General features: G+C 40.2%; 23 protein-coding genes and 1 riboswitch. Of the genes, 15 read left to right on the forward strand and 8 right to left on the reverse strand.

Annotated elements, in window-relative coordinates:
• Positions 1 to 45 precede the first annotated feature (45 nt).
• The gene (locus ABD006_RS14665) at positions 46 to 267 is read right to left on the reverse strand and encodes a NifU family protein (RefSeq protein ID WP_044163291.1); all 222 of its coding nucleotides are present in this window, start codon (positions 265 to 267) and stop codon (positions 46 to 48) included.
• Between the two features lie 170 nt (positions 268 to 437).
• Here ABD006_RS14665 and ABD006_RS14670 point away from each other — a divergent pair, with 170 nt between their 5' ends.
• The 4 genes from ABD006_RS14670 to ABD006_RS14685 all read left to right on the forward strand — a co-directional run bounded on the left by ABD006_RS14670 (position 438) and on the right by ABD006_RS14685 (position 3716).
• Entirely contained in the window at positions 438 to 764 is a 327-nt protein-coding gene (locus ABD006_RS14670; RefSeq protein ID WP_343842634.1) for a YuzD family protein, read from the forward strand.
• 45 nt (positions 765 to 809) lie between these two features.
• On the forward strand, positions 810 to 1670 hold the full coding sequence (dapF, locus tag ABD006_RS14675; protein ID WP_343842637.1) for a diaminopimelate epimerase: 861 nt from the start codon (positions 810 to 812) through the stop codon (positions 1668 to 1670).
• A 93-nt stretch (positions 1671 to 1763) separates the two neighbouring features.
• Complete coding sequence (locus tag ABD006_RS14680) at positions 1764 to 2120, forward strand: HesB/IscA family protein (protein WP_343842639.1); 357 nt, start codon at positions 1764 to 1766, stop codon at positions 2118 to 2120.
• 369 nt (positions 2121 to 2489) lie between these two features.
• On the forward strand, positions 2490 to 3716 hold the full coding sequence (locus tag ABD006_RS14685) for a dicarboxylate/amino acid:cation symporter (RefSeq protein ID WP_343842641.1): 1227 nt from the start codon (positions 2490 to 2492) through the stop codon (positions 3714 to 3716).
• A 251-nt stretch (positions 3717 to 3967) separates the two neighbouring features.
• Here the strand turns inward: ABD006_RS14685 and ABD006_RS14690 are convergent, their stop codons facing one another.
• Positions 3968 to 4957, reverse strand: a complete 990-nt coding sequence (locus ABD006_RS14690) for an NAD(P)/FAD-dependent oxidoreductase (protein WP_343842644.1) — start codon at positions 4955 to 4957, stop codon at positions 3968 to 3970.
• Positions 4958 to 5372: 415 nt separating this feature from the next.
• Between ABD006_RS14690 and ABD006_RS14695 the strand changes: the two genes are divergently transcribed.
• The 3 genes from ABD006_RS14695 to ABD006_RS14705 all read left to right on the forward strand — a co-directional run bounded on the left by ABD006_RS14695 (position 5373) and on the right by ABD006_RS14705 (position 7838).
• Positions 5373 to 6593: an NAD(P)/FAD-dependent oxidoreductase gene (locus ABD006_RS14695; protein ID WP_343842646.1), complete on the forward strand. Its 1221-nt coding sequence runs from the start codon at positions 5373 to 5375 to the stop codon at positions 6591 to 6593.
• 104 nt (positions 6594 to 6697) lie between these two features.
• On the forward strand, positions 6698 to 7021 hold the full coding sequence (locus ABD006_RS14700) for a YuiB family protein (protein ID WP_343842649.1): 324 nt from the start codon (positions 6698 to 6700) through the stop codon (positions 7019 to 7021).
• Positions 7022 to 7142: 121 nt separating this feature from the next.
• Positions 7143 to 7838 carry a 3D domain-containing protein gene (locus tag ABD006_RS14705; RefSeq protein WP_343842652.1) on the forward strand — a complete coding sequence of 232 codons (696 nt, stop codon included), beginning with the start codon at positions 7143 to 7145 and terminating at the stop codon, positions 7836 to 7838.
• A gap of 128 nt (positions 7839 to 7966) precedes the next feature.
• On the opposite strand, the gene ABD006_RS14710 is transcribed toward ABD006_RS14705, so the two are convergent.
• The 3 genes from ABD006_RS14710 to deoD form a co-directional block, all read right to left on the reverse strand.
• Complete coding sequence (locus tag ABD006_RS14710) at positions 7967 to 8569, reverse strand: biotin transporter BioY (protein ID WP_343842654.1); 603 nt, start codon at positions 8567 to 8569, stop codon at positions 7967 to 7969.
• An 85-nt stretch (positions 8570 to 8654) separates the two neighbouring features.
• Positions 8655 to 9029, reverse strand: a complete 375-nt coding sequence (locus ABD006_RS14715) for a YuzC family spore coat inner layer protein (protein WP_343842657.1) — start codon at positions 9027 to 9029, stop codon at positions 8655 to 8657.
• Between the two features lie 367 nt (positions 9030 to 9396).
• Positions 9397 to 10104 carry a purine-nucleoside phosphorylase gene (gene deoD / locus ABD006_RS14720; RefSeq protein WP_343842660.1) on the reverse strand — a complete coding sequence of 236 codons (708 nt, stop codon included), beginning with the start codon at positions 10102 to 10104 and terminating at the stop codon, positions 9397 to 9399.
• A gap of 145 nt (positions 10105 to 10249) precedes the next feature.
• Between deoD and ABD006_RS14725 the strand changes: the two genes are divergently transcribed.
• Both ABD006_RS14725 and ABD006_RS14730 read left to right on the forward strand, forming a co-directional pair.
• Positions 10250 to 10441: a hypothetical protein gene (locus tag ABD006_RS14725; RefSeq protein ID WP_343842663.1), complete on the forward strand. Its 192-nt coding sequence runs from the start codon at positions 10250 to 10252 to the stop codon at positions 10439 to 10441.
• Between the two features lie 118 nt (positions 10442 to 10559).
• Entirely contained in the window at positions 10560 to 11144 is a 585-nt protein-coding gene (locus ABD006_RS14730) for a superoxide dismutase family protein (protein WP_343842750.1), read from the forward strand.
• A 56-nt stretch (positions 11145 to 11200) separates the two neighbouring features.
• On the opposite strand, the gene ABD006_RS14735 is transcribed toward ABD006_RS14730, so the two are convergent.
• Positions 11201 to 12373, reverse strand: coding sequence for a MalY/PatB family protein (locus ABD006_RS14735; protein WP_343842666.1), 1173 nt, complete (start codon positions 12371 to 12373; stop codon positions 11201 to 11203).
• A gap of 344 nt (positions 12374 to 12717) precedes the next feature.
• Between ABD006_RS14735 and yugI the strand changes: the two genes are divergently transcribed.
• The 4 genes from yugI to ABD006_RS14755 all read left to right on the forward strand — a co-directional run bounded on the left by yugI (position 12718) and on the right by ABD006_RS14755 (position 16883).
• On the forward strand, positions 12718 to 13113 hold the full coding sequence (yugI, locus tag ABD006_RS14740) for a S1 domain-containing post-transcriptional regulator GSP13 (RefSeq protein ID WP_044163313.1): 396 nt from the start codon (positions 12718 to 12720) through the stop codon (positions 13111 to 13113).
• A 94-nt stretch (positions 13114 to 13207) separates the two neighbouring features.
• Positions 13208 to 14371 carry an iron-containing alcohol dehydrogenase gene (locus ABD006_RS14745; protein WP_343842671.1) on the forward strand — a complete coding sequence of 388 codons (1164 nt, stop codon included), beginning with the start codon at positions 13208 to 13210 and terminating at the stop codon, positions 14369 to 14371.
• Between the two features lie 69 nt (positions 14372 to 14440).
• Positions 14441 to 15790, forward strand: a complete 1350-nt coding sequence (locus ABD006_RS14750; protein WP_343842674.1) for a glucose-6-phosphate isomerase — start codon at positions 14441 to 14443, stop codon at positions 15788 to 15790.
• 688 nt (positions 15791 to 16478) lie between these two features.
• Positions 16479 to 16883, forward strand: coding sequence for a YugN-like family protein (locus ABD006_RS14755; protein ID WP_343842677.1), 405 nt, complete (start codon positions 16479 to 16481; stop codon positions 16881 to 16883).
• Here ABD006_RS14755 and ABD006_RS14760 read toward each other — a convergent pair.
• Positions 16872 to 17873, reverse strand: a complete 1002-nt coding sequence (locus ABD006_RS14760; RefSeq protein WP_343842680.1) for a potassium channel family protein — start codon at positions 17871 to 17873, stop codon at positions 16872 to 16874. The two genes, ABD006_RS14755 and ABD006_RS14760, sit on opposite strands and share 12 nt — an antisense overlap.
• 125 nt (positions 17874 to 17998) lie before the next feature.
• Here ABD006_RS14760 and ABD006_RS14765 point away from each other — a divergent pair, with 125 nt between their 5' ends.
• Both ABD006_RS14765 and ABD006_RS14770 read left to right on the forward strand, forming a co-directional pair.
• Positions 17999 to 19060, forward strand: coding sequence for a M20/M25/M40 family metallo-hydrolase (locus ABD006_RS14765; RefSeq protein WP_343842682.1), 1062 nt, complete (start codon positions 17999 to 18001; stop codon positions 19058 to 19060).
• Between the two features lie 74 nt (positions 19061 to 19134).
• Positions 19135 to 19282, forward strand: a riboswitch (FMN riboswitch).
• A gap of 309 nt (positions 19283 to 19591) precedes the next feature.
• A complete protein-coding gene (locus ABD006_RS14770; RefSeq protein ID WP_343842685.1) occupies positions 19592 to 20170 on the forward strand; it encodes an ECF transporter S component in 579 nt (192 codons plus the stop codon).
• Between the two features lie 161 nt (positions 20171 to 20331).
• Here ABD006_RS14770 and ABD006_RS14775 read toward each other — a convergent pair whose 3' ends face one another.
• Positions 20332 to 20718 carry a hotdog fold thioesterase gene (locus ABD006_RS14775; protein ID WP_343842753.1) on the reverse strand — a complete coding sequence of 129 codons (387 nt, stop codon included), beginning with the start codon at positions 20716 to 20718 and terminating at the stop codon, positions 20332 to 20334.
• Between the last annotated feature and the right edge of the window lie 185 nt (positions 20719 to 20903).

Genomic DNA, 20903 nt, shown 5'->3' on the forward strand with positions numbered 1-20903 from the left:
GCGCCCGACGAGTCTTCCTTCATCCCGGGCGCCTCTGCTTTTAGTTTAGAATACTTGTTCAACTTCTCGAATGCCTGGTACTTCAGCTGTCAGGGCGCGTTCAATACCAGCTTTCAGGGTAATGGTTGAACTTGGGCAGCTTCCACACGCTCCCATCAAACGTAGACGTACAATACCATCTTCCACATCAACTAGTTCCACATCCCCGCCGTCACGAAGTAAGAATGGACGGAGTTTGCCAATTACTTCATTTACTTCTTCAAACATCAACCATCTTCTCCTTTCTTACTCTTACACTTATTATAAAACGTTTACGTGAAAAAATCTATTCTTGATGACCAGGAATCTTAAATTACTTGAGAATCATTATCATTTTAACTTTTTCTGCGTATTTTGTAAAATATAATTAACCAGGAATGAAGGGGGAACTGCAAACGATGGAAAAGGAGATTACAATTACGGTTTATGGTGCGGATCAGATTTGTGCAAGCTGTGTGAATGCACCCGGTTCAAAGGATACGTATGAGTGGCTTCAGGCTGCTATTGCACGTAAGTATGGGGATGCCAATATTCATTACACTTATGTGGATATATTTTCTCCTCCAGAAGATGAAAAAATACAGGACCTCGCCCGGCGTGTAGCAGACGATGAGTTTTTTTATCCCCTGGTGCTTGTAGACGATGAGATTGCAGGAGAAGGGAATCCTCGCTTAAAAACGATCTATTCCAAATTGGAGGAAAAAGGTCTGCAGCCAAAAATGTAAAAGAAAATCAAACCAGCAGCTAATTTTAAGGATGGAGTGGGTGTCGTGAAAATCAATTTTACCAAAATGCATGGGCTGGGAAATAATTATATTTACATTAATATGTTTCAGGAGACGTTAAAAGAGGAAGATCTCCCTTCCATTGCAGTGGATGTGTCCAATATAAATACGGGTATTGGTTCAGATGGGCTGATTCTCATTACCCCTTCAGACAAAGCGGAAGTCGGCATGAGAATTTTTAATAAGGATGGATCTGAAGGCAGAAACTGCGGAAATGGTTTACGGTGTGTTGCTAAATATGCCTATGAGCATCACCTGGTCCATTCCGATCATTTTACGATAGAAACGAAAGCAGGGATTGTGGATGCTTATATAACGCTGGAAAATGGTGACGTTTCTGCTATTACCGTTGATATGGGGATTCCCGAACTAAATAGAAGGAATATTCCTATGATAGGAACCAATAGGGAAAAGGTTGTTTCCGAGCCCTTTGACATTGGTGCAGAAACGCTGGAAGTAACAGCTGTATCAATGGGGAATCCACATGCTGTCTTTTTTGTTGATGATATTGAAAAAAGCCCGTTATATGAATTAGGACCTTCTATTTCTACCGACCATCGTTTCCCTGAAGGTGTTAATTGTGAGTTCATTGAAGTTGTTAATCCCCGTGAAATTAACTTTCGGGTGTGGGAAAGAGGTTCAGGCGTGACGCAGGCCTGCGGAACAGGTGCCTGTGCATCTGTAGTCGCTTCTATATTAAATGGATACAGTCGTAAAAACGAGGAGGTTTGTGTTCATTTAGGCGGAGGAGATTTATGGATCAAATGGGCAGCCGATGGTCATGTCTGGATGAGAGGACCTGCTGAAACCGTAGCGAAAGGGGAATATTACTGGTTAAATGGATAAATTCATCATTTTATTTCGATTTAGAGAACCAGAAAATTGAAGTAGCCATTTAAAAATGTTACTATACTGACTAAGAAAAGGAGGTTTTAGTAAATGGCTATAACCATCACGGAAAATGCAAAAATGCAAATTAATGAAATGATGAAAAATGAAGACGAGCAAAGTGTGAATTTACGCTTTGGTGTAAAAGGGGGAGGCTGCAGTGGCCTATCCTATGCACTTGGTTTTGACTATGATATTACCGATGAAGATGAACAAATGGAGGTAAATGGCATTCCGGTTGCCATTCGCAAAGAGGATATCCCTATTGTTGAAGGAACAACGATTGATTTCAAACAAAACATGATGGGCGGCGGTTTTACGATTGATAATCCGAATGCCATTGTATCATGCGGATGCGGCTCCTCATTTAAGACGAAAACAAATGTAGGATCACCGGAGAAGTGCTAATACATGTCCGCTGAAAGTCTGCCTGAATGTTCATGAAATACACATTTAGGCAGACTTTTTTTATTTAATAAAATTCCGGTGACAGGGTTTGTGTTGTTTGGCAAAAGATTATTTTTCACAAATGTGGACGTGTTAGAAAAAATGGACAAGGTGATAAGGATAATGGAATAACCGAATGAATAGATTTGGAAATAAACGTTAATACCTTCTCAAAAATGAACAGCCATACTCGAATGATTTAATAACATTTACATATTCAGATAACTTTAAACAGGTCCAAGTGTATTTTCCAAAAGATTTCTGCGGGATCATCGTTGTTCACAGAAGGTTAGGGAGATTTACCAAGAAGAGAGAGGAGCAGGGTACTTTATGAAAAAACCAAGTTTATTAACGCAAATTTTACTGGCTTTTGTTATTGCCATTATTTTGGGGGCAATAGTAGGACCGGATATTAAGGTTGTACAGCCCTTGGGAGATTTATTTCTCCGTCTCATTCAATTTATTATCGTTCCGTTAATTTTGTCCACACTAATCGTTGGTGTAGCAGGTACCGGAAATGTGAAAAAACTGGGACGTATGGGTGGTAAAACCATTATTTACTACCTGGCAACCTCGGCAATTGCTATCACTATTGGACTGGGAATTGGTTATGTTTTACAGCCTGGAGCTGGAGTTGACATACCTTCTGAATCTGTTGGGGATGAACCAGTGACGGAAGAACAGAACGTGACGGACACCCTTCTGAATATTATTCCACAGAATCCATTTCAGGCTATGGTTGAGGGAGAAATTCTCCAAATAATCTTTTTCGCTCTTTTTGTGGGTATAGCGATATCCCTCGTCGGTGAAAAAGCACAGACTGTCTACCGATTCTTTGAAGGCTTTGCGGAAGTGATGTACAAAATCACAGGAATGATTATTCTCCTTGCGCCTATTGGTGTGTTTGGATTGATTGCACCGGTAGTTGGAGAATATGGTATTGGTGTTATTCTGCCTTTATTAAAAGTTATTTTAGGTGTACTTATTGCTTGTCTTCTTCACGCCATCATTACCTATTCCATGGTTGTCAAAGCTTTCGGTAAAATGAATCCGCTCGTTTTCTTTAAAGGAATTGCTCCTGCCGGGTTATTTGCGTTTAGTTCTGCCAGTAGTGCAGGTACATTGCCGTTAACCATGAAAAACGCACAGGAAAATCTGGGCGTGTCTCAGAAAACCAGTAGCTTTGTCCTTCCACTCGGGGCAACCATAAACATGGATGGTACGGCCATATATCAAGGTGTAGCAGTGCTTTTTATTGCCCAGTTCTATGGGATTGAGTTAAGCATCTCACAGCTTTTATCTGTCGTTCTTATTGCAACATTAGCTTCTATTGGAACAGCAGGGGTGCCAGGTGCGGGGATGATTATGCTGACCCTCGTACTCACGAATATCAATTTACCGCTTGGGGGCATTGCGCTTATTGCCGGTGTGGATCGTATTTTGGATATGTTCCGGACTTCTATAAACGTCATTGGTGACGCTGCCGGAGCTGTAGTTGTAGATCGTACAGAGAAAAAGCATGCGGATGAAGATAAGAATCTGGAATATAGTGTGTAATAGCGAATAGAATTTATTATTTAACAAAAACCCCATTCACATGAAAAGAATGTGAATGGGGTTTTATCACAATAAATGGTGTATTCTACTTATGCCGTCGGACCTAACCGCTCGCCTCCGCTTTTAATTGTCCAGCTGCGGCTCGCAGGCCCAAGCGGTCATAAGCAGAATCCCCTCCATGGCCAAAAAGCGGCCACTCCGGAGATTCTGCTTATGCCGTCGGACCTAACCGCTCGCCTCCGCTTTTAAATCTACTGCGGGAACATGCTTGTGGAGTGTTTTGGCTGGATTTTTGCTTTTGGGTCCATGTATTGTTTGGCATTGTTTACCGCTGTTGGACCTTCTCCAAACCCTGATGCAATGAGATTTACTTTGCCAGGATATGTACAGATGTCACCGGCTGCATAAATGCCGGGGATGTTTGTTTCCATTTTTGAATTGACAACGATGCTGTTTTTCTCGATTTCAAGTTCCCAATCTTTTATCGGTCCCAATGATGAAATGAATCCATAGTTTACGATGATATCATCAACAGCTATGGTTTCTGTTTCTTCTGATTTGGCTTTTTGTAGTACGACTTTTTCAATTTTATCCTCACCAATCAGCTCATTTGGAGCATAAGGCGTTTTAATTGCAACTGATGAATTCATCAGACGCTCTACACTGTGTTCATGAGCACGGAATTTATCCCGACGGTGAACCAAAGTGACTTTTTTGGCGATTTCCTCTAACATTAAGGCCCAGTCGACTGCTGAATCTCCACCTCCGCAAATCATGACTTCACGATCTTTAAAGGCTTCCATATTCGGAACATGGTAATGAAGGTTGGTCTCCTCAAACCTTTCACTGTCTTCTATTTTTAATCGACGAGGCTGGAAGGCACCATTTCCTGCTGTAATAATTATCGTTTTTGTGTAATGGACTTCCTTATTGGTTACCAGTTTAATCGTACCATCTTCTAATCGGTCAACAGTGTCAACCGATTGCTCCAGGACAATCTCAGGATCAAACTGATTGGCCTGCTCAAGCAGGTCATCCACTAATTTTTGTGCGCGAACCTTTGGAAATCCGGCAACATCATAAATATATTTTTCTGGATACAGTGCGGACAGTTGCCCTCCTACATGTGGAAGACTTTCAATAATTTTTACACTAGCCTGCCGCATTCCTCCGTAAAAGGCTGTGAATAAGCCAACAGGGCCAGCGCCGATGATGGTTATATCATAAATCTGATCTGACATGGTTATTCCCCCAATCTGAAAAATTCAGTGTATGAAAATAAACTTATCCCGAATAAGTGTAAAGAGCTAAAGAGCTTAAAGACAACGTACATCCTATATTGTAGCATATTGTTATTTTGAATTCTTTTCTTGTTTCATGTCTATTCATGAATTTTATTAATAAGATATATAAATTTATAATATATCAGAATAATCAGAATAATTTCAACATGGATATTGAACTATAAAGGGTTGAAAATAACATAAAAAAGTTCTATTATTGTCATGGGTAAATCATTATAACACTTTTGTGACAGTGCTTTCGTCTTTATATCTTTATTTACATTTACATAAGTGAATGATGTCACAAGCGGTCGTATAAGACTAAGGCTATGTATACCTGGAAAACAAAAATAGCAAATGGATGTGATAAAAAATGAGAAATCCCAGAGTTGTGATTTTGGGCGCCGGTTATGGCGGAATCATGACAGCTGTCAAATTGCAAAAGATGGTGGGAACAAATGAAGTAGATATTACTTTGGTGAACAAGCATGACTACCACTATCAGACCACATGGCTGCATGAAAATTCAGCTGGTACGTTACATCATGATCAGACAAGAATTCCAATTAAAGATGTTGTTGATTTTAACAAGGTGAACTTTGTACAGGATACCGTAGAATCTATTGATCCAAAATCTCAAAAGGTTCAATTAGAGAATGGGGAACTGGAATATGATTATTTGGTCGTAGGATTAGGCTTTGAAACAGCAACCTTTGGCATAAAAGGCTTAGAAGAAAATGCATTAATGATTAGTAATATTAATAATGCCCGCTTAATTCGCGAACATCTTGAATATAATTTCTCCCGTTATAACAATGAACCTGAAAAACGTGACGATTTGATTACGATCGCTGTTGGAGGAGCAGGCTTTACTGGTATGGAGTTTGTTGGTGAGCTGGCCAACCGTGTACCTGAACTATGTAATGAATATGATATTCCACGTGAGAAGGTACGTATCCTTACTATTGAAGCTGGTCCTACTGCATTGGCAGGCTTTGATGAAGAGTTAGTGGAATATGCCATGAATCGTCTGGAAGCTAAAGGCGTGGAATTCTTAATTGGTACCCCTGTTAAGGAAGCTACTGAAGACGGAATCATTGTCGAGAAGGATGGTCAGGAAGAAGAGATTAAAACGAAAAACTTCATCTGGGCTGCAGGTGTTAAGGCGAATTCCATCGTAGCAGAGTCCGGTTTTGAAGTGAACCGTGGAAAAGTGGAAGTACGTGATGATATGCGTGCTCCTGATTATGATAATGTATTTGTGGTTGGAGACTGTGCTCTTATTATGAATGAAGAAACAGGCCGTCCTTATCCTCCAACTGCACAAATTGCTATGCAGGAAGCTGAAGTTATTGCTCATAACCTGAAAGCACTGGTTCGTGGCAGCAATGAACTTGAGTCCTTTGAATTTAACAATCGAGGTACCGTTGCTTCCCTGGGCTCACGTGATGCCATCGGTGTTGTCTTTGGGGATAAGAAGCTTTATGGCTGGACAGCATCCGCAATGAAAAAAATTATTGATAACCGTTATTTACTGAAATTAGGTGGAATTGGTCTGTTACTGAAAAAAGGGAAGTTTAACTTTTTTCATTAATCGTTAAATAAGGTCTATGAAATAGCAAAGGCTTTTGGATGCCTTTGCTATTTTTTTGTGATATCTTTTATAGTATACATACCTATGTGTAGGGGGAGAAGACTTTGGAGTTTAACATTCTGCATCTGATCGTGGGTTCATTACTGTTTTTTGTCCTGTTCTTTGGAATTGCTTTTATACTGAATATGCTTTTAAGAAAAACCTGGGTAATGGCTTTTATTTATCCCTTTATTGTATTTCTGATTGTGGATGATTTTACATTTGGAAATTATTTTACAAATACTGCCTGGGCTCTGCAGGAATTAGGTACGAACTTGCTGCAATTAAAAATGATGGATATTGTGATGCTATCTATGGGATTTATAGGAACCATTGTCTCGGGTATTGTAATCAGGACCCTGAGGTCAAAAGGTTATCAAATGTTTTAACAGACAGAAAAACTTCGCTAAGAAAATGTTGGCGAAGTTTTTCTATTTAATGCAGAAATTAATCTCTAATTTGTATAAAAAAACGTAAAGTGGACATGATGACATCCAGAGAGGTGTTATCATGAAAAGGAAGATTTTGAGAGGAACCATTACTGGAATTCTTCTTTTAAGTGCCTTGTTCACAACGTATATGAGCGTTGCAAATCTATCTGCAGAGGACTTAAAAGCCTGGTTCCGTAATGATGGGGAAACCATAGTAGTCTCTGGAAGTATGAATGATTTGAAGCATGAGAAGAAGACACTGGACCTTAAGGAAAAGAATATTAACAACATACGTCCAAGTAAACGATACATTTCGAGTCAAAAGGTAAATGCACCAGAAAGTCTTCGTGACGCTATTGATTTTTCAAAATATCCAACAGAAACAGTAATGGCTACAGGATATACAGCAGGTGCAGAATCGACAGGGAAAAACCCCGGCCATAAATTGTACGGAATTACGTACTCAGGTGTGAAAGTGCGCCGGGACTTATACTCAACGATTGCTGCAGATTTGGATAAGTTCCCTATTGGCACGATTTTGTTTATCCCTGATTATGGATATGGGGTCGTCGCTGATAAGGGTGGAGCTATTCAGGGAAATAAAATTGACTTGTATTATGAGACTGTTGAAGACGTTTATGATCACTGGGGTAAAAGGAAGGTAGAGGTTTATGTTGTCAAAAAAGGCGACGGTACCCTTACTTCTGAAACGCTGAATAAACTCAATGAGAATGAAGCCCTGCAGGTGTTTCGTGAAAGAATTAAAAAGAACTAAGGGCAATCCATGAAGGAATACTGATGAAAGAAGTATCCAGACAACTTTAATTGGTGGCATTAGCAGCCAAAGCGCTCCGAATACTGAGCGCTTTGTTGCGTTTAGATTGAAAAATCATAGAAAGAAAATCAGGCCAGCTTTGAAATAAAGGATACTCGTTTGACTAAAATGACGGCCAGAGATGCCACTAGAAATGTCAGACCGGTGTCTTTAATAAGAAAAGGCAGCATTATCACCCAGGCTCCTCCGTATGAAATAGCTCCTCCAATCCAGGTGTTTAAAGCAAGATAAAGAAAGGAAGTTCCTATTCCATAATTTACGAGAAGTCCGGCAAAACTTGCAGTGATGTATGTAGCGAATGAGGGAGAAGAGCTTTTTTCCACAATGTAACCGGCAATCCATGCAACAAAAATGAAGGACAGAATAAATCCCCCTGTAGGCGTCATTAACTGAGCAAAGCCCGCCTGCATGTCAGCAAAAACAGGTACCCCGATAATTCCAACCATACAATAGACAAACATTGAAAATGCGCCAAGTCTTCTGCCTAACATTAAACCGGCGAGAGTTGCAAAGAATGTCTGAAGTGTGATTTCTACGGTGGCACCTCCAAAAGTAACCTTTAAAAAGGGCAACCATACAACAATATTTGCACCTATTGCCATCAAACCTACAAATAAGGCACCAAGTGTTAAGTCTATTGTATGGAAGTCATTTTTTGATCTGTTAACCATGCTCCTCACTCCTTTATAACATATCTTAAAGGGGAGCACGCCTATTGTCAACTTCATATTTTAAAAGGTTAACAATAATGGTCATTTACCAGTGTAATTCCATAACCAGCCTGCAGCAGTCCATATCCTTTGTTTGTGCAATTAAGGTAATCCGAATATTATCGGGATTAAAATCCACTTCAGCCGGATGGGAAATATCCAGACTGTTAATGAGATTTTTAACTTTTTCATGCTCTGATTTTTGCGCAGCATCCATAACTTTAAAGGCAAATTCCTTTGAATGGGCAAATTCCTCAATAATGATTTCAGCATCCTGCATGAGAACCTGAAATGCCTGAGCTGATTCTGTGAAATTTGTGGTGTCAATGTCCGGATAGGGATTCTGTCTGAAGACTTTTGGCTTGTGATCTGTATGAAAAAAGCTAGGGATATAAAAGTAAGGGGGTAACAAATAATGCATTGTATCAGCCTCCTTTATCATCACTATATGATGAAGGAAGGCGGGTGTGTAAAAAAGTGGATTTATAAAAAATGCTCCATGGTTATTGCTTAATAAACCGGAATATAGCAAAGGTTTATTGAAGACCGAAACCTCTATACTATTGGCCGATATAGGCTTGAAATTAATTGATACATTTTGCTGCCTGACGGATATTTGCACGACACGGAACGAATACATAAGCAAATCGACCAATAAATTCATTGAATCGATTATTAGCTCTTTTTATAATTTAATTAAAAAAAAAACTATCACGGTGATCATGCCGTGATAGGGGAATTGTGATTGATTAACTGAATTTTCGGCCCAACCTGTCGCCTTCGCTTTTCTACTTAATAATCGTGTCCAAGGCGATTTCCATCATGTCGTTGAAGGTGGTTTGTCTTTCTTCTGCTGTCGTTTCTTCACCGGTAATAATGTGGTCACTCACTGTCAGGATGGACAGGGCTTCCCGATTGAATTTAGCAGCAAGTGTATACAGTGCTGTAGTCTCCATTTCAACAGCCAGCACATTATATTTAGCTAACAACTGATTTAGTTCCTGTGCGTTGTCACGATAAAAGCTGTCACTGGTAAATACGTTACCTACTTTTGGTGCGATATCTTTATTTGTACTTACATCATATGCATTTTTAAGTAAATGAAAATTTGCAGAAGGAGCAAAATCGATGTTCCCAAAAGTCACTCGATTCATTTGGGAGTCAGTTGTTGATGTGGATGCTAAAATAACATCGCGCACATTTACATCCTTCTGTAAAGCACCACAGGATCCAACACGGATGAGCTTCTGAACATCATACTCCTGAATCAGCTCGTTTACATAAATCGATATGGAAGGGACACCCATTCCTGTCCCCTGAACAGACACTTTTTCACCTTTGTAAGTTCCTGTAAATCCATACATACCACGAACCTCATTGTAGCAGACCGGATTTTTAAGATAGGTTTCAGCTATGTATTTAGCCCGCAGCGGATCGCCGGGTAACAGGATTTTATCTGCTATTTCACCTTTTTTTGCGCCAATATGTACACTCATGAATATCTACCTCCTGATTAATCTAAGTTAAAATTATCACATACCCATTCGAAACACAAATAAGGAAGGGTCAATCAATTTTGCTCTTTTTCGTTTTTTGTTATAATACATTTAAATAGGTACTGAAAAAGGTTGTGACTGCAGAATGGAATTTTTATATTTCCCTGAAGATAAAATGGAATACTTCCCCGGAATCATTGTTGTTCTGTTTTTCTGTGTTATTGCCGTTATTGTGACACGGATGTTTATTAAAATTTCCAAGAGAGAAGAAGCAAAGTTTGATGAACAATATGGTGAAAAAATGGACATTAACCGCCAGAATAAGCAGGATGAATAAATGACTCACCTCAACTCAAAAACTGGAGTTGAGGTGTTTTTCTTTGTCCGGTTTAATTTAACAGCTCTTTGGTAAAACTACCCTTGTAACCTAACGATGAGAAAGGTAGTTGTTCGTTGTGAAATATGTACGTACCTTGTTCATGTTCTTGATTTTGATGGCTTTAACTGCTTGTCAGGATGAAAGCCGTTCTCCTATTGAAATTGACATGTACAATCCAGATGGTGATTCCCTTGGCAAAGCCACTTTAGCGGAGGATCCAAATGGAGTTAAAATTACGCTTAATTTATCTGGTCTTAAACCTGGGTTGCACGGAATTCATGTTCACGAATTCCCAAAATGTGATGGCCCTGATTTTAAGTCTGCGGGAAACCATCTGAATCCTGATTCCAAGCTGCACGGATTAATGCATCCGGAAGGTCCGCATCTGGGAGATATGCCAAATATTGAAGCGGATCCGGACGGAAAGCTGTCCGATGTTGAAGTCACTGTGCAGGAAGCTACATTAAAAGATGGAAAGAAATCGTTATTAAAAGGCGAAGGGACGTCTTTGATTATTACCGAAGAGCAGGACGATGGAATTACCCAGCCGGCAGGAAATTCTGGGAAGCGTATGGCGTGCGGAAAAATTACGTTAGGAGAAAGCAATGAATCAGAGACGCCATCAAACCCTGCTGATGATGGGCCGCAGAAAGAAGAATAAATAAGAATGGGAAGTAAAAAATGCTTGGGTTACCCAAGCATTTTTTGTGGATTTAATTACATATCTTTTAAAGCTGCTAAAATACGATTTACACCTTCTACCACGGTTTCTTTAGGACAGGCAATATTCATTCGCATAAAACCATCACCTTCATGCCCAAAAGAAAGTCCGTCGTTTAATCCGACCTTTGCTTTGGATTGGAAAAACTGTTTTAATTCACTGGAGCTTAAATTCATGCTGCGACAGTCGAGCCATAGCAAATATGTACCCTCTGAATCTAAAACGTTTATGAGATTTGTATTGTCATGAAAAGCTTTTTGTACATATTCTTTGTTTTCATGTAATACCTCAAGCAGCTTGTCAAGCCATTCCTCGCCATGTAAATAAGCAGCTTCCATTGCGACAATCGCGAATGTATTCAGCATACCAAGACCCTGGCTGGAAAACTGGTCCTTGATCTTTTGGCGTTTATCTTTATTAGGGACAATTAAATAGGACCCCTGCAGCCCCGCTAAATTGAAGGTTTTTGAAGGTGCCATACAGGTAACAGCATTCTGACTGAATTTTTCTGATAGGGAGGCAATGGGTACATGAGTATATTCTTTATAGGTTAAATCCCCATGTATTTCATCTGAAACAATGGTTACGTTATGTTTTAAACAAATGTCAGCCATTGTCGTAAGCTCCTCCTTCGTCCAGACACGTCCCAAAGGGTTATGAGGACTGCACAGAATAAACATGGTTACCTGATGATCAATGATCTGCTGTTCAAAATCATCAAAATCAATCTCGTACTTTCCTTCTTTTAACTGTAGACTGTTTTTTACAACATGACGATTATGCTTTTTCACGGCATCATAAAATGGTGGATAAACAGGAGTCTGAATTAAAACATGATCTTCTTCATTTGTTAAAGCCTGAACCACCATATGTAAAGAAGTGACGACTCCTGGACTGAAAAGAAGCCAGTCTGTATTGATTTCCCAGTGATGCTGCTTGTTCACCCACCCATGGATTGCGTCCTTTAAAGGCTGGTCAGTCACACTGTAGCCGTAGATATTATGCTTAGCGCGCTCGGTGATAGCCTCCTGAACGGCATCGACGGAAGGAAAGTCCATATCAGCAACCCACATAGGCAGTACATCTTTATCTTTAAAGAAGGTTTTCGTTAAATCCCATTTCACCGATCTGGTTCCTTTACGATCCCATTTCTGCTGAAACTTTTCCACTTTAATCACCTCTCCTAACTACAATATGATATTATTATCATAACGAATAAGGAACAAAAAGAGAAATGATTCATACAGAAGTCAGGCAAAGCAAAAAAAAGCAAAGCGCCTAAAACGCTTTGCTACACAGGGGGAATACGAGAAAGTCTTACGTTATATAATATAACCGCATTATACAATTCTTAAACATGATTTTTTAAATTTTTTGTGGGTGAATCGAACTAAATTATACTCTGTACCAAATAAAATTCAGGCTGCAAGTCCTTTTGCCTGCCACCTCAGTTTATGATAAAATCATATATTGCGTAAAGAATCGAGAAAAAATAGTCGGGAGTTGTTTTGTGATGGAAGAGAAAATAGAAGTTGGTCAGGTCATAGAAGGTAAGGTGACAGGAATTCAGCCTTATGGTGCCTTTGTAGCACTAAATGATCAAACACAGGGGCTTGTTCATATTTCTGAGGTTACTCATGGGTATGTAAAAGATATTCATGAACATTTAAAAATTGGGGATGTCGTCCAAGTTAAGGTTCTCAATATTAATGAAGAGGAGGGGAAGTATTCTCTTTCAATTCGTGCTACAGAAGAGCCTCCTAAAAAACAGCCGGTCCAGGAACAAAAACCAGCACGTACTAAAGAACAGCCTGATACAAACGCGGCAGTTGGCTTTAACACACTTAAGGACAAGCTGGAGGACTGGATTCAGCAATCAAAAGAACGTGAGGAAACCTATCGTCATTAAGAACTAAGACGTACTATTTCGTACATGATAAAAAAACGGCATCGACTGATTCTCAATCAGTATCGATGCTTTTTTTAAGAAAGGAGCTTATACAATGGAAAACTTCACTTTTTATAATCCGACAAAGCTTGTATTCGGCAAAGGACAAATGGAAAATTTGAAAACCTTCATCCCTGCTCACTCAAAAAATATATTGATCGTATACGGTGGGGGAAGCATAAAGAAAAATGGAGTTTACGACAAGGTAGTAGAAGAGCTGACATCTCTGAATCTTAATATTCATGAGTTAGCTGGTGTTGAACCTAATCCCCGATTAGCAACAGTAAAAAAAGGTGCTGAAATTTGTAAACGGGAGAATGTTGATTTTATCCTTGCAGTAGGAGGCGGCAGTGTGATTGATTGTACCAAAACCATTTCCGCTGCAGCTAAATACGACGGAGACCCTTGGGATTTCGTTACGAAAAAGGCCAGACCTGAGGATGCTGTACCATTTGGAACCGTGCTGACATTGGCGGCAACAGGTTCTGAGATGAACGCCGGAGCTGTGATTACCAACTGGGAAACGAATGAAAAGTATGGCTGGGGTAGTCCATTGTTATTCCCGCAGTTTTCCATACTTGATCCGGAGAATACATACACCGTGCCTGAGAATCAGACGGTTTACGGGATTGTCGATATGATGACTCACATTTTTGAACAATATTTCCATCAGCCAACCTATTCACCGGTTCAGGACAGAATGTGTGAAGGGGTGCTTCAGTCCATCATTGAAACTGCACCTAAACTGCTGGAGGACTTAGAATCCTATGATCATAGGGAGACCATTCTGTATGCAGGTACGATAGCACTAAATGGCATGCTTCAAATGGGTTACAAAGGGGATTGGGCAACTCATAATATTGAGCATGCCGTATCAGCCGTGTATGATATTCCTCATGCAGGTGGATTGGCCATCCTGTTCCCAAATTGGATGAAGCATAATGTTGAAGTGAATACAGAACGTTTTAAACAATTAGCCGTTCGTGTCTTTCATGTGGATCCGGCAGAGAAATCGGACGAGCAGATTGCCTTGGAAGGTATCAATGAGCTCCGTAAATTCTGGGATTCACTGGGTGCACCTAATCGTCTTGCAGATTATGATATTGATGAATCCAAATTTGATCAAATTGCTGAACACGCAATATTTAACGGCGCATTCGGAAACTTCCATAAGCTTGAAAAGGATGACGTTTTAGAGATTTTACGCAAATCGTTATAATTTTGCGGTTTGTCCTTGTTTATTCGCGATATAATAAGAGTGAACCAACACAGCAAAGGAGTAATAGCTATGACACATGTTAAGTTTCGCTACAATTATGCAACAGATTATGTCCAGGAGCATGAGATTGACTATATGAAAGATGCTGTAAAAACAGCTCACCATACTTTACATAACCAGACGGGTGCCGGGAATGACTTTTTAGGATGGCTTGATCTTCCAACGAACTATGATAAAGAGGAATTTGCAAGAATTGAACAGGCGGCTAAAAAGATTCAGCAGGACTCCGATGTTTTACTTGTGATTGGAATTGGGGGCTCCTATCTTGGGGCTAAAGCTGCTATTGAAGCTTTAAACCATTCCTTTTATAACATGCTATCCAGTGAACAGCGCAAATATCCACAGGTGATTTTTGCCGGTAATAACATTAGTGGTCCTTATGTAAAGGAATTGTTTGATGTATTAGAAGGTAAAGATGTTTCGGTGAATGTTATTTCCAAAAGTGGAACTACAACGGAACCTGCGATGGCGTTTCGTGTATTCCGTAAGTTCTTAATTGATAAATACGGGGAAGAAGAAGCGAAAAAACGTATTTTTGCCACTACAGATAAAGAAAAAGGTGCCCTGAAGAAACTGGCAACCGATGAAGGCTATGAAACCTTTGTTATTCCGGATGATGTCGGAGGCCGTTATTCTGTACTGACAGCTGTTGGTTTACTGCCTATTGCTGTAACAGGCGTGGACATTTCCAGTATGATGCAAGGGGCGGAACAGGCCTCGAAAGATCTTAACCATGAAGATCTGTCTGAAAACCCTGCTTATCAGTATGCAGCCATTCGAAATATTCTGTATCGCAAAGGAAAGTCCATTGAGCTGTTAGTTAACTATGAGCCGGCTCTTCAATACTTTTCCGAATGGTGGAAGCAGCTCTATGGAGAAAGTGAAGGGAAGGATCATAAGGGTATTTATCCATCATCCGTCAACTTCTCAACAGACCTCCATTCCCTGGGACAGTTCATCCAGGATGGACGTAAGCAAATGTTCGAAACGGTCTTACAGGTAAATGAGCCACGTACAGACATTGACATGCCGGAAGATGACCAGAACCTTGATGGATTAAACTACCTGGCAGGAAAAACCTTTGATGATGTCAATAAAAAGGCATTTCAGGGTACATTGCTCGCCCATACAGACGGTCAGGTTCCAAACTTAATTCTGGAAGTACCGAAACTGGATGCTTATACATTCGGCTATCTTGTTTACTTCTTTGAAAAATCCTGTGCCATCAGCGGATACTTGATGGGCGTAAACCCATTCGACCAGCCAGGCGTAGAAGCCTACAAAAAGAACATGTTCGCCCTCCTCGGCAAACCAGGCTTTGAAGAGGAAAAAGAAAAACTCGAAAAACGATTTAAGTAAGAAGAAAAGCGGAGGCGACTGTTTAGGCCCGACAGCATAAGCATAACCCCCGGAGTGGCATGGTTTTGGCCACGTAGGGGGTTATGCTTATGACTGCTTGGGCCTAGGAGCCGCAGCTGGACAAAGAAAAGCGGAGACGACTGTTCAGGATCTAAAAAACCGCCATTTCATATTTATGGAATGGCGGTTTTTCATATTTCGGCTCTGATTGATAGTGGCCGGAATTTTTTATCCGTCAAATTACGAGTTCTATCGGTCGATTTCTCCTTGGTATCGACCGATTTACACTTTAATCGCGTCAACTAGTTGCATTTATCAGTCAAAGATCAATTTTAAAATAATCCATCAGTTGATTTTGAGCTGATATCAGTCACCTGTAGAAGGGTATCCACGAAATTAAGCCTTTATCCACCGATTTTCCAATGACATCAGTTGAAATGCAACATGAATCAGTATAATGGAATCCTATCGGTTATTAACCTCCATTAATCAATCAAAATCATGGATCAATCCGTCAGTTTTATGGATTAATCAATCAGTAATACGGATTTATCCGTCAGAGCACTCCAGAATCCAGCCCCCACCCCCAATAGCAGGTCCAGTCATAATATGGCAACTCATATATTCATGGGAACAAGAAGGAACGGTTATACTATGCCTAACATTCCTATAGAAAAGGTGAGTTGTTATGCTTCAATTAGATTCAGCTATTGAAAATCAGGTATTTTCGTTAAATGAATTGGAAAATAAATTAAAACCCCTTAACTTTACAATAGGCAGTAACTGGGAATACGATCATGGTTATTTTGATAATCAACTGCAAAGTGAGGGTACCTATTATTTTTTGCGTATTCCCTTTAATGCAGAAATTGGTCAATTGGATGAGCCGGGTGTCCAGGTAAGAGTAGGCAGACCCTTTTTGTTAGGACACCAGTATGCTTCGGGTACGGATGAGGATGCTGTGATTGGAAATATGACAGCCATTGTGAACCAGTTCCAATCCCCTGTTGATCCTGATACTGAAGTACCTGAGGATATTCAGAGCAAGGGTGATGAGCTTATAAAAACAGTGGAACAGGCATTACTCTCTTAAGGAAACGAGAACAATCAGCTTATCTCCTTTTTCCAAATCCATCTGGAAGGGCGGATTAATCAGTACATCCCCTTTCCGGATGATTCCCAATAATAATTCATCTTTTTTTACATAATCATTCGAGCATTCCAGAAATGTCCGTCCTATCTGCTCGTCTGGCAGTTCATGCTGATTATATTGCTGGCTGGCCAATTGCTCCAGCATAATGTCAAACGGTTTGACTGGCTGTTCACGGTAAACCTCATGGAAAAAAAGCGTACTCATAAAATCATTTGACCGAATAACCGTATCCGCACCTGCTCTCTCAGCATTAGGAATTTGGTTTTTCGTTAAAATTTCCGTACTAATCGGTACCTCGGGGTTTACTCCTCTGACGGCAACCGTTGACAATATGGCCAATTGATCGGCTTGTTTTTCAGGTCTTGATTGATCAGAAGTAATAATCACGTGTCTTGCTTCAGATATATTTGCTTTTTTTAACGTATCATCCAAAGAGGCGTCCCCGTGAATAAAATGGAAATGGTAATGATGTTTAGGGCTTTTGCTCAGGGAATTATCAACCAGCACAACCTCTTCCGTTGGTTTAAAATCATTAATCATATTTAATAGTTGCCTTGACCTTTCATTCCAGCCAATGAGAACGACATGATTTTTTCCTTTATAAGCGACATTGCCTTTTTCCATCTCTTTTTCACGTTCCACGGCCCCTGAAGCTACCGTCACCATGTAGTATGTAACAATTCCTCCTCCTGCAAGAATCATCAAAATACCAATAACCTTTCCCAGAATGCTATTGGGTACAAAATCTCCATATCCTACCGTTGAACCCGTAACAAAGGCCCACCAAAGCCCGTCAAAAAGGCTGGGAAAATTAACAGGTTCCACAAAATGCATGACACTGCCAAATAAAAACATGAAGAAAATGACCGTTAACAAAAGCCGTAAATATATAGGAATCTGAAAATACCAGCGAAACAACATTTGAAGCATTCTTCCCCGCACCTTTCAACGATCTGTTAAGTTTGATATACTTTTTTGGCCAGATGTGCTATTTTTTCTCATATGCACTAGTTTGACTAAAAGCATTTCAATACATACATGAAGGAGTGAAACCTATGCTTGAAAATCAATCTTTTTTAATGGATTTATTAAAAACCCCATCTCCATCCAGTATGGAAATGGAAATTCAGAAAAAATGGATGAACTACATCAGACCGTATGCAGATGAAATTAAAACTGACCATGCCGGAAATGTGATTGGTGTATTAAACCCGGACGCAAAGTTCAAAGTTTTGCTGGCCGGTCATTCTGATGAAATTGGGTTTGTAATTACAAGAATTGAGGATAATGGCTTTCTTCGTATAAGCAAGATGGGTGGTATAAGTCCTAAGATTGCAGTTGGGATGAAGGTACATATTCTCGGAGAAAACCAGACGTTAACAGGTGTGATTGGGGCTAATGCCGAGCATCATGGTGGCGTGAAAGAAAAGCTTGAATTTGAAGATTTGTACATTGATTGCGGTGCGAAATCCAAGGATGAAATCGCAAAATCTGTACAAATTGGTGATCTGGCCATTTATAAACGGGAACCAGAAGTACTGATGGATCGATATATTACAGGCAGAGGACTCGATAATCGGACAGGTGCCTTTATGGTTGCTGAAGTGCTACGAAAATTATCTGAAAAGGACATTCAGGTAGGGGTTTACGCGGCTAGCACTGTAAATGAAGAAACCAATATGGGAGGAGCTTATTTTGCTGCAGCTGGTATTAAGCCGACGATGGCCATTGCCTGTGACGTCACCTTTGCTACAGATTACCCAGGTGTAAATACGACAAAACATGGGGATATCCAATTGGACAAAGGACCTGTACTCGCGAAAGGGGCTCCTATTAATCGTAAAATAAACAAACTGCTGCAGCATTCAGCTCAAAATTTAAATATGGCTGTTCAATATGAGCTGACACCAAGAAACACAGGTACCGATGCAGATAAGATGCGTTATACAGGTGCAGGTGTCCCTATAAGCCTGGTTTCCCTGCCGCTTCGGTATATGCACTCACCTGTTGAAACTGCCAGCATGAAGGATATGGAGGAAGAGATTGATTTAATCGTTCATATGATTGAAGGATTAAAGGGGAATGAATCGTTGAATCCATTGGAGGACGAACATTAAAAACTTTAAGCAAAACACTATGCATATGAGGATAAGTACGCTATAATATAGATAAATAAAAAAATGAATAGCCATTCAATCTTCGGGGCAGGGTGAAATTCCCGACCGACGGTGATGAGCTTCACTGAAGTTCTAAGTCCGTGACCCGTGAGGTAATAACCGAGCGGCTGAGCCAGTGTGAATCTGGGACCGACAGTAAAGTCTGGATGGGAGAAGATGTGAAGCGATATAGGAAAAGCGGAGACGATAAGGCAGGATGTAAAAGCTTGCTTTGGTACTCATTGACGGCTTCTATATATGGTTCAGAACCTTTAATACAGGCCATTGCTGAATTGTCCAGTTTTGTGCAAATAACGGACAAACGATTATGTGGAAGTACGTTCATCATATGTCTCCGGACTTTATTACCCGCTGCTTGCAAACCCTAAAGCCCCTTATAGCTTTAGGGTTTATTATGTTTTGGCAGGTTTTGGGGGTCGCTTCCCTTCACTTTTGAGATTTGAATGGTAAAGTGAGGGAGGAGAAGGATCGATGCAACAATCATCAAATTTATTAAAGCTTATTATTTTAGCTATCTTATCAACTATTGCCATGGTATTAATGCTGCTCAATTTTCCCTTGCCGTTTTTACCAGGGTACCTGAAAATTGACTTTAGTGATGTGCCGGCAATTATAGCAGCCTTTATATTTTCACCTGTAGCCGGTGTAATTGTTGAAGCAATGAAAAATGTCATTTATTTTCTTTATTCAGGAGCAGGAGATCCGGTAGGCGTTGTTTCAAATTTTATTGCCGGTGCAATGTTCGTATTACCGGTTTCCATCTTGTATCACAAATATAAGTCAGTAAAAAGTGTTATTTCAGGTATCGTTACAAGTACAGTAATTATGGCTATTGGGATGTCGGTCTTAAATTATTTTCTCATTCTGCCTGCCTATTCATGGTTCATGGGCTGGGAAACGATGAGTGATACAGTGAAATTATCCACAGTATTAGTGGGGATTTTACCGTTTAATGCCATTAAGGGAGCAGTTGTTGCCTTGCTGCTGATTCCTTTATTTGTAAAAATCAAGCCATGGATAGAGGAAAAGCAAATGAATCTGGCCAGGTAAGAACTAATGTGGAAGCCTCCGTTTAAAATTTCTATACAACAAAAAAAGGAGTTGTCTCCCTTTCAGAGATAACTCCTTTTTTCATAAACTTGCCGCAACTGGACAAAGAAAAGAAGTGGAGCCGGAGCTGGATCAACGGCCGCTTCCGTCCTTTGTAGGCTCTAGTCACGTTTGGAGACAACACCAAGTGTACATCTGGATATGGAAATTAATTGGTTATTCTCATCCTCAACTTTAATTTCCCATACCATGGTCCGGCTTCCGATATGTATTGGCTCAGCCGTACCTGTCACCATTCCTGAACGCTTACTTCTTAGATGATTGGCATTGATTTCAATTCCAAATACGTTTTGCGTTTCGATGTCAATATTTAAAGCACCGCCAATGCTGGCAGCGGTTTCAGCCAACGCAACACTGGCACCGCCATGCAGATAACCAAAAGGCTGATGGGTTTTGGGACCTACAGGCATGGATAAAACCACTCGATTTGGATTCATTTCAACCATCTCGATATCTAAGGCTTCAAGCATTGTATTGGAAGTCTGCATCATATCCATATGGTTTCTTCCCTCCCGGAGCAATTTTTTATTACGCATTAACTGACCGTAAATTTAGTTTACCATGCGTGAATGGGAAGTGCTACTCTTTACAAAGAAACATCCGTAAAAATTTAACAGTCAACAATTGAAGCGTTCCACAATCCTGTTGTAAGGGGAACTGCTTGAGATACAGT

Origin of the sequence: Salinibacillus aidingensis (assembly GCF_039522525.1) — a bacterium.
GTDB classification, from domain to species: domain Bacteria; phylum Bacillota; class Bacilli; order Bacillales; family Alkalibacillaceae; genus Salinibacillus; species Salinibacillus aidingensis.

Bases quoted from the DNA above. Each gene is read 5' to 3' on its own strand.
- ABD006_RS14665 (WP_044163291.1), bottom strand. From the start codon at position 267: ATGTTTGAAGAAGTAAATGAAGTAATTGGCAAACTCCGTCCATTCTTA.
- ABD006_RS14670 (WP_343842634.1), top strand. From the start codon at position 438: ATGGAAAAGGAGATTACAATTACGGTTTATGGTGCGGATCAGATTTGT.
- ABD006_RS14680 (WP_343842639.1), top strand. From the start codon at position 1,764: ATGGCTATAACCATCACGGAAAATGCAAAAATGCAAATTAATGAAATG.
- ABD006_RS14685 (WP_343842641.1), top strand. From the start codon at position 2,490: ATGAAAAAACCAAGTTTATTAACGCAAATTTTACTGGCTTTTGTTATT.
- ABD006_RS14690 (WP_343842644.1), bottom strand. From the start codon at position 4,957: ATGTCAGATCAGATTTATGATATAACCATCATCGGCGCTGGCCCTGTT.
- ABD006_RS14695 (WP_343842646.1), top strand. From the start codon at position 5,373: ATGAGAAATCCCAGAGTTGTGATTTTGGGCGCCGGTTATGGCGGAATC.
- ABD006_RS14705 (WP_343842652.1), top strand. From the start codon at position 7,143: ATGAAAAGGAAGATTTTGAGAGGAACCATTACTGGAATTCTTCTTTTA.
- ABD006_RS14710 (WP_343842654.1), bottom strand. From the start codon at position 8,569: ATGGTTAACAGATCAAAAAATGACTTCCATACAATAGACTTAACACTT.
- ABD006_RS14715 (WP_343842657.1), bottom strand. From the start codon at position 9,029: ATGCATTATTTGTTACCCCCTTACTTTTATATCCCTAGCTTTTTTCAT.
- deoD (WP_343842660.1), bottom strand. From the start codon at position 10,104: ATGAGTGTACATATTGGCGCAAAAAAAGGTGAAATAGCAGATAAAATC.
- ABD006_RS14725 (WP_343842663.1), top strand. From the start codon at position 10,250: ATGGAATTTTTATATTTCCCTGAAGATAAAATGGAATACTTCCCCGGA.
- yugI (WP_044163313.1), top strand. From the start codon at position 12,718: ATGGAAGAGAAAATAGAAGTTGGTCAGGTCATAGAAGGTAAGGTGACA.
- ABD006_RS14745 (WP_343842671.1), top strand. From the start codon at position 13,208: ATGGAAAACTTCACTTTTTATAATCCGACAAAGCTTGTATTCGGCAAA.
- ABD006_RS14750 (WP_343842674.1), top strand. From the start codon at position 14,441: ATGACACATGTTAAGTTTCGCTACAATTATGCAACAGATTATGTCCAG.
- ABD006_RS14755 (WP_343842677.1), top strand. From the start codon at position 16,479: ATGCTTCAATTAGATTCAGCTATTGAAAATCAGGTATTTTCGTTAAAT.
- ABD006_RS14760 (WP_343842680.1), bottom strand. From the start codon at position 17,873: ATGCTTCAAATGTTGTTTCGCTGGTATTTTCAGATTCCTATATATTTA.
- ABD006_RS14765 (WP_343842682.1), top strand. From the start codon at position 17,999: ATGCTTGAAAATCAATCTTTTTTAATGGATTTATTAAAAACCCCATCT.
- ABD006_RS14770 (WP_343842685.1), top strand. From the start codon at position 19,592: ATGCAACAATCATCAAATTTATTAAAGCTTATTATTTTAGCTATCTTA.
- ABD006_RS14775 (WP_343842753.1), bottom strand. From the start codon at position 20,718: ATGCAGACTTCCAATACAATGCTTGAAGCCTTAGATATCGAGATGGTT.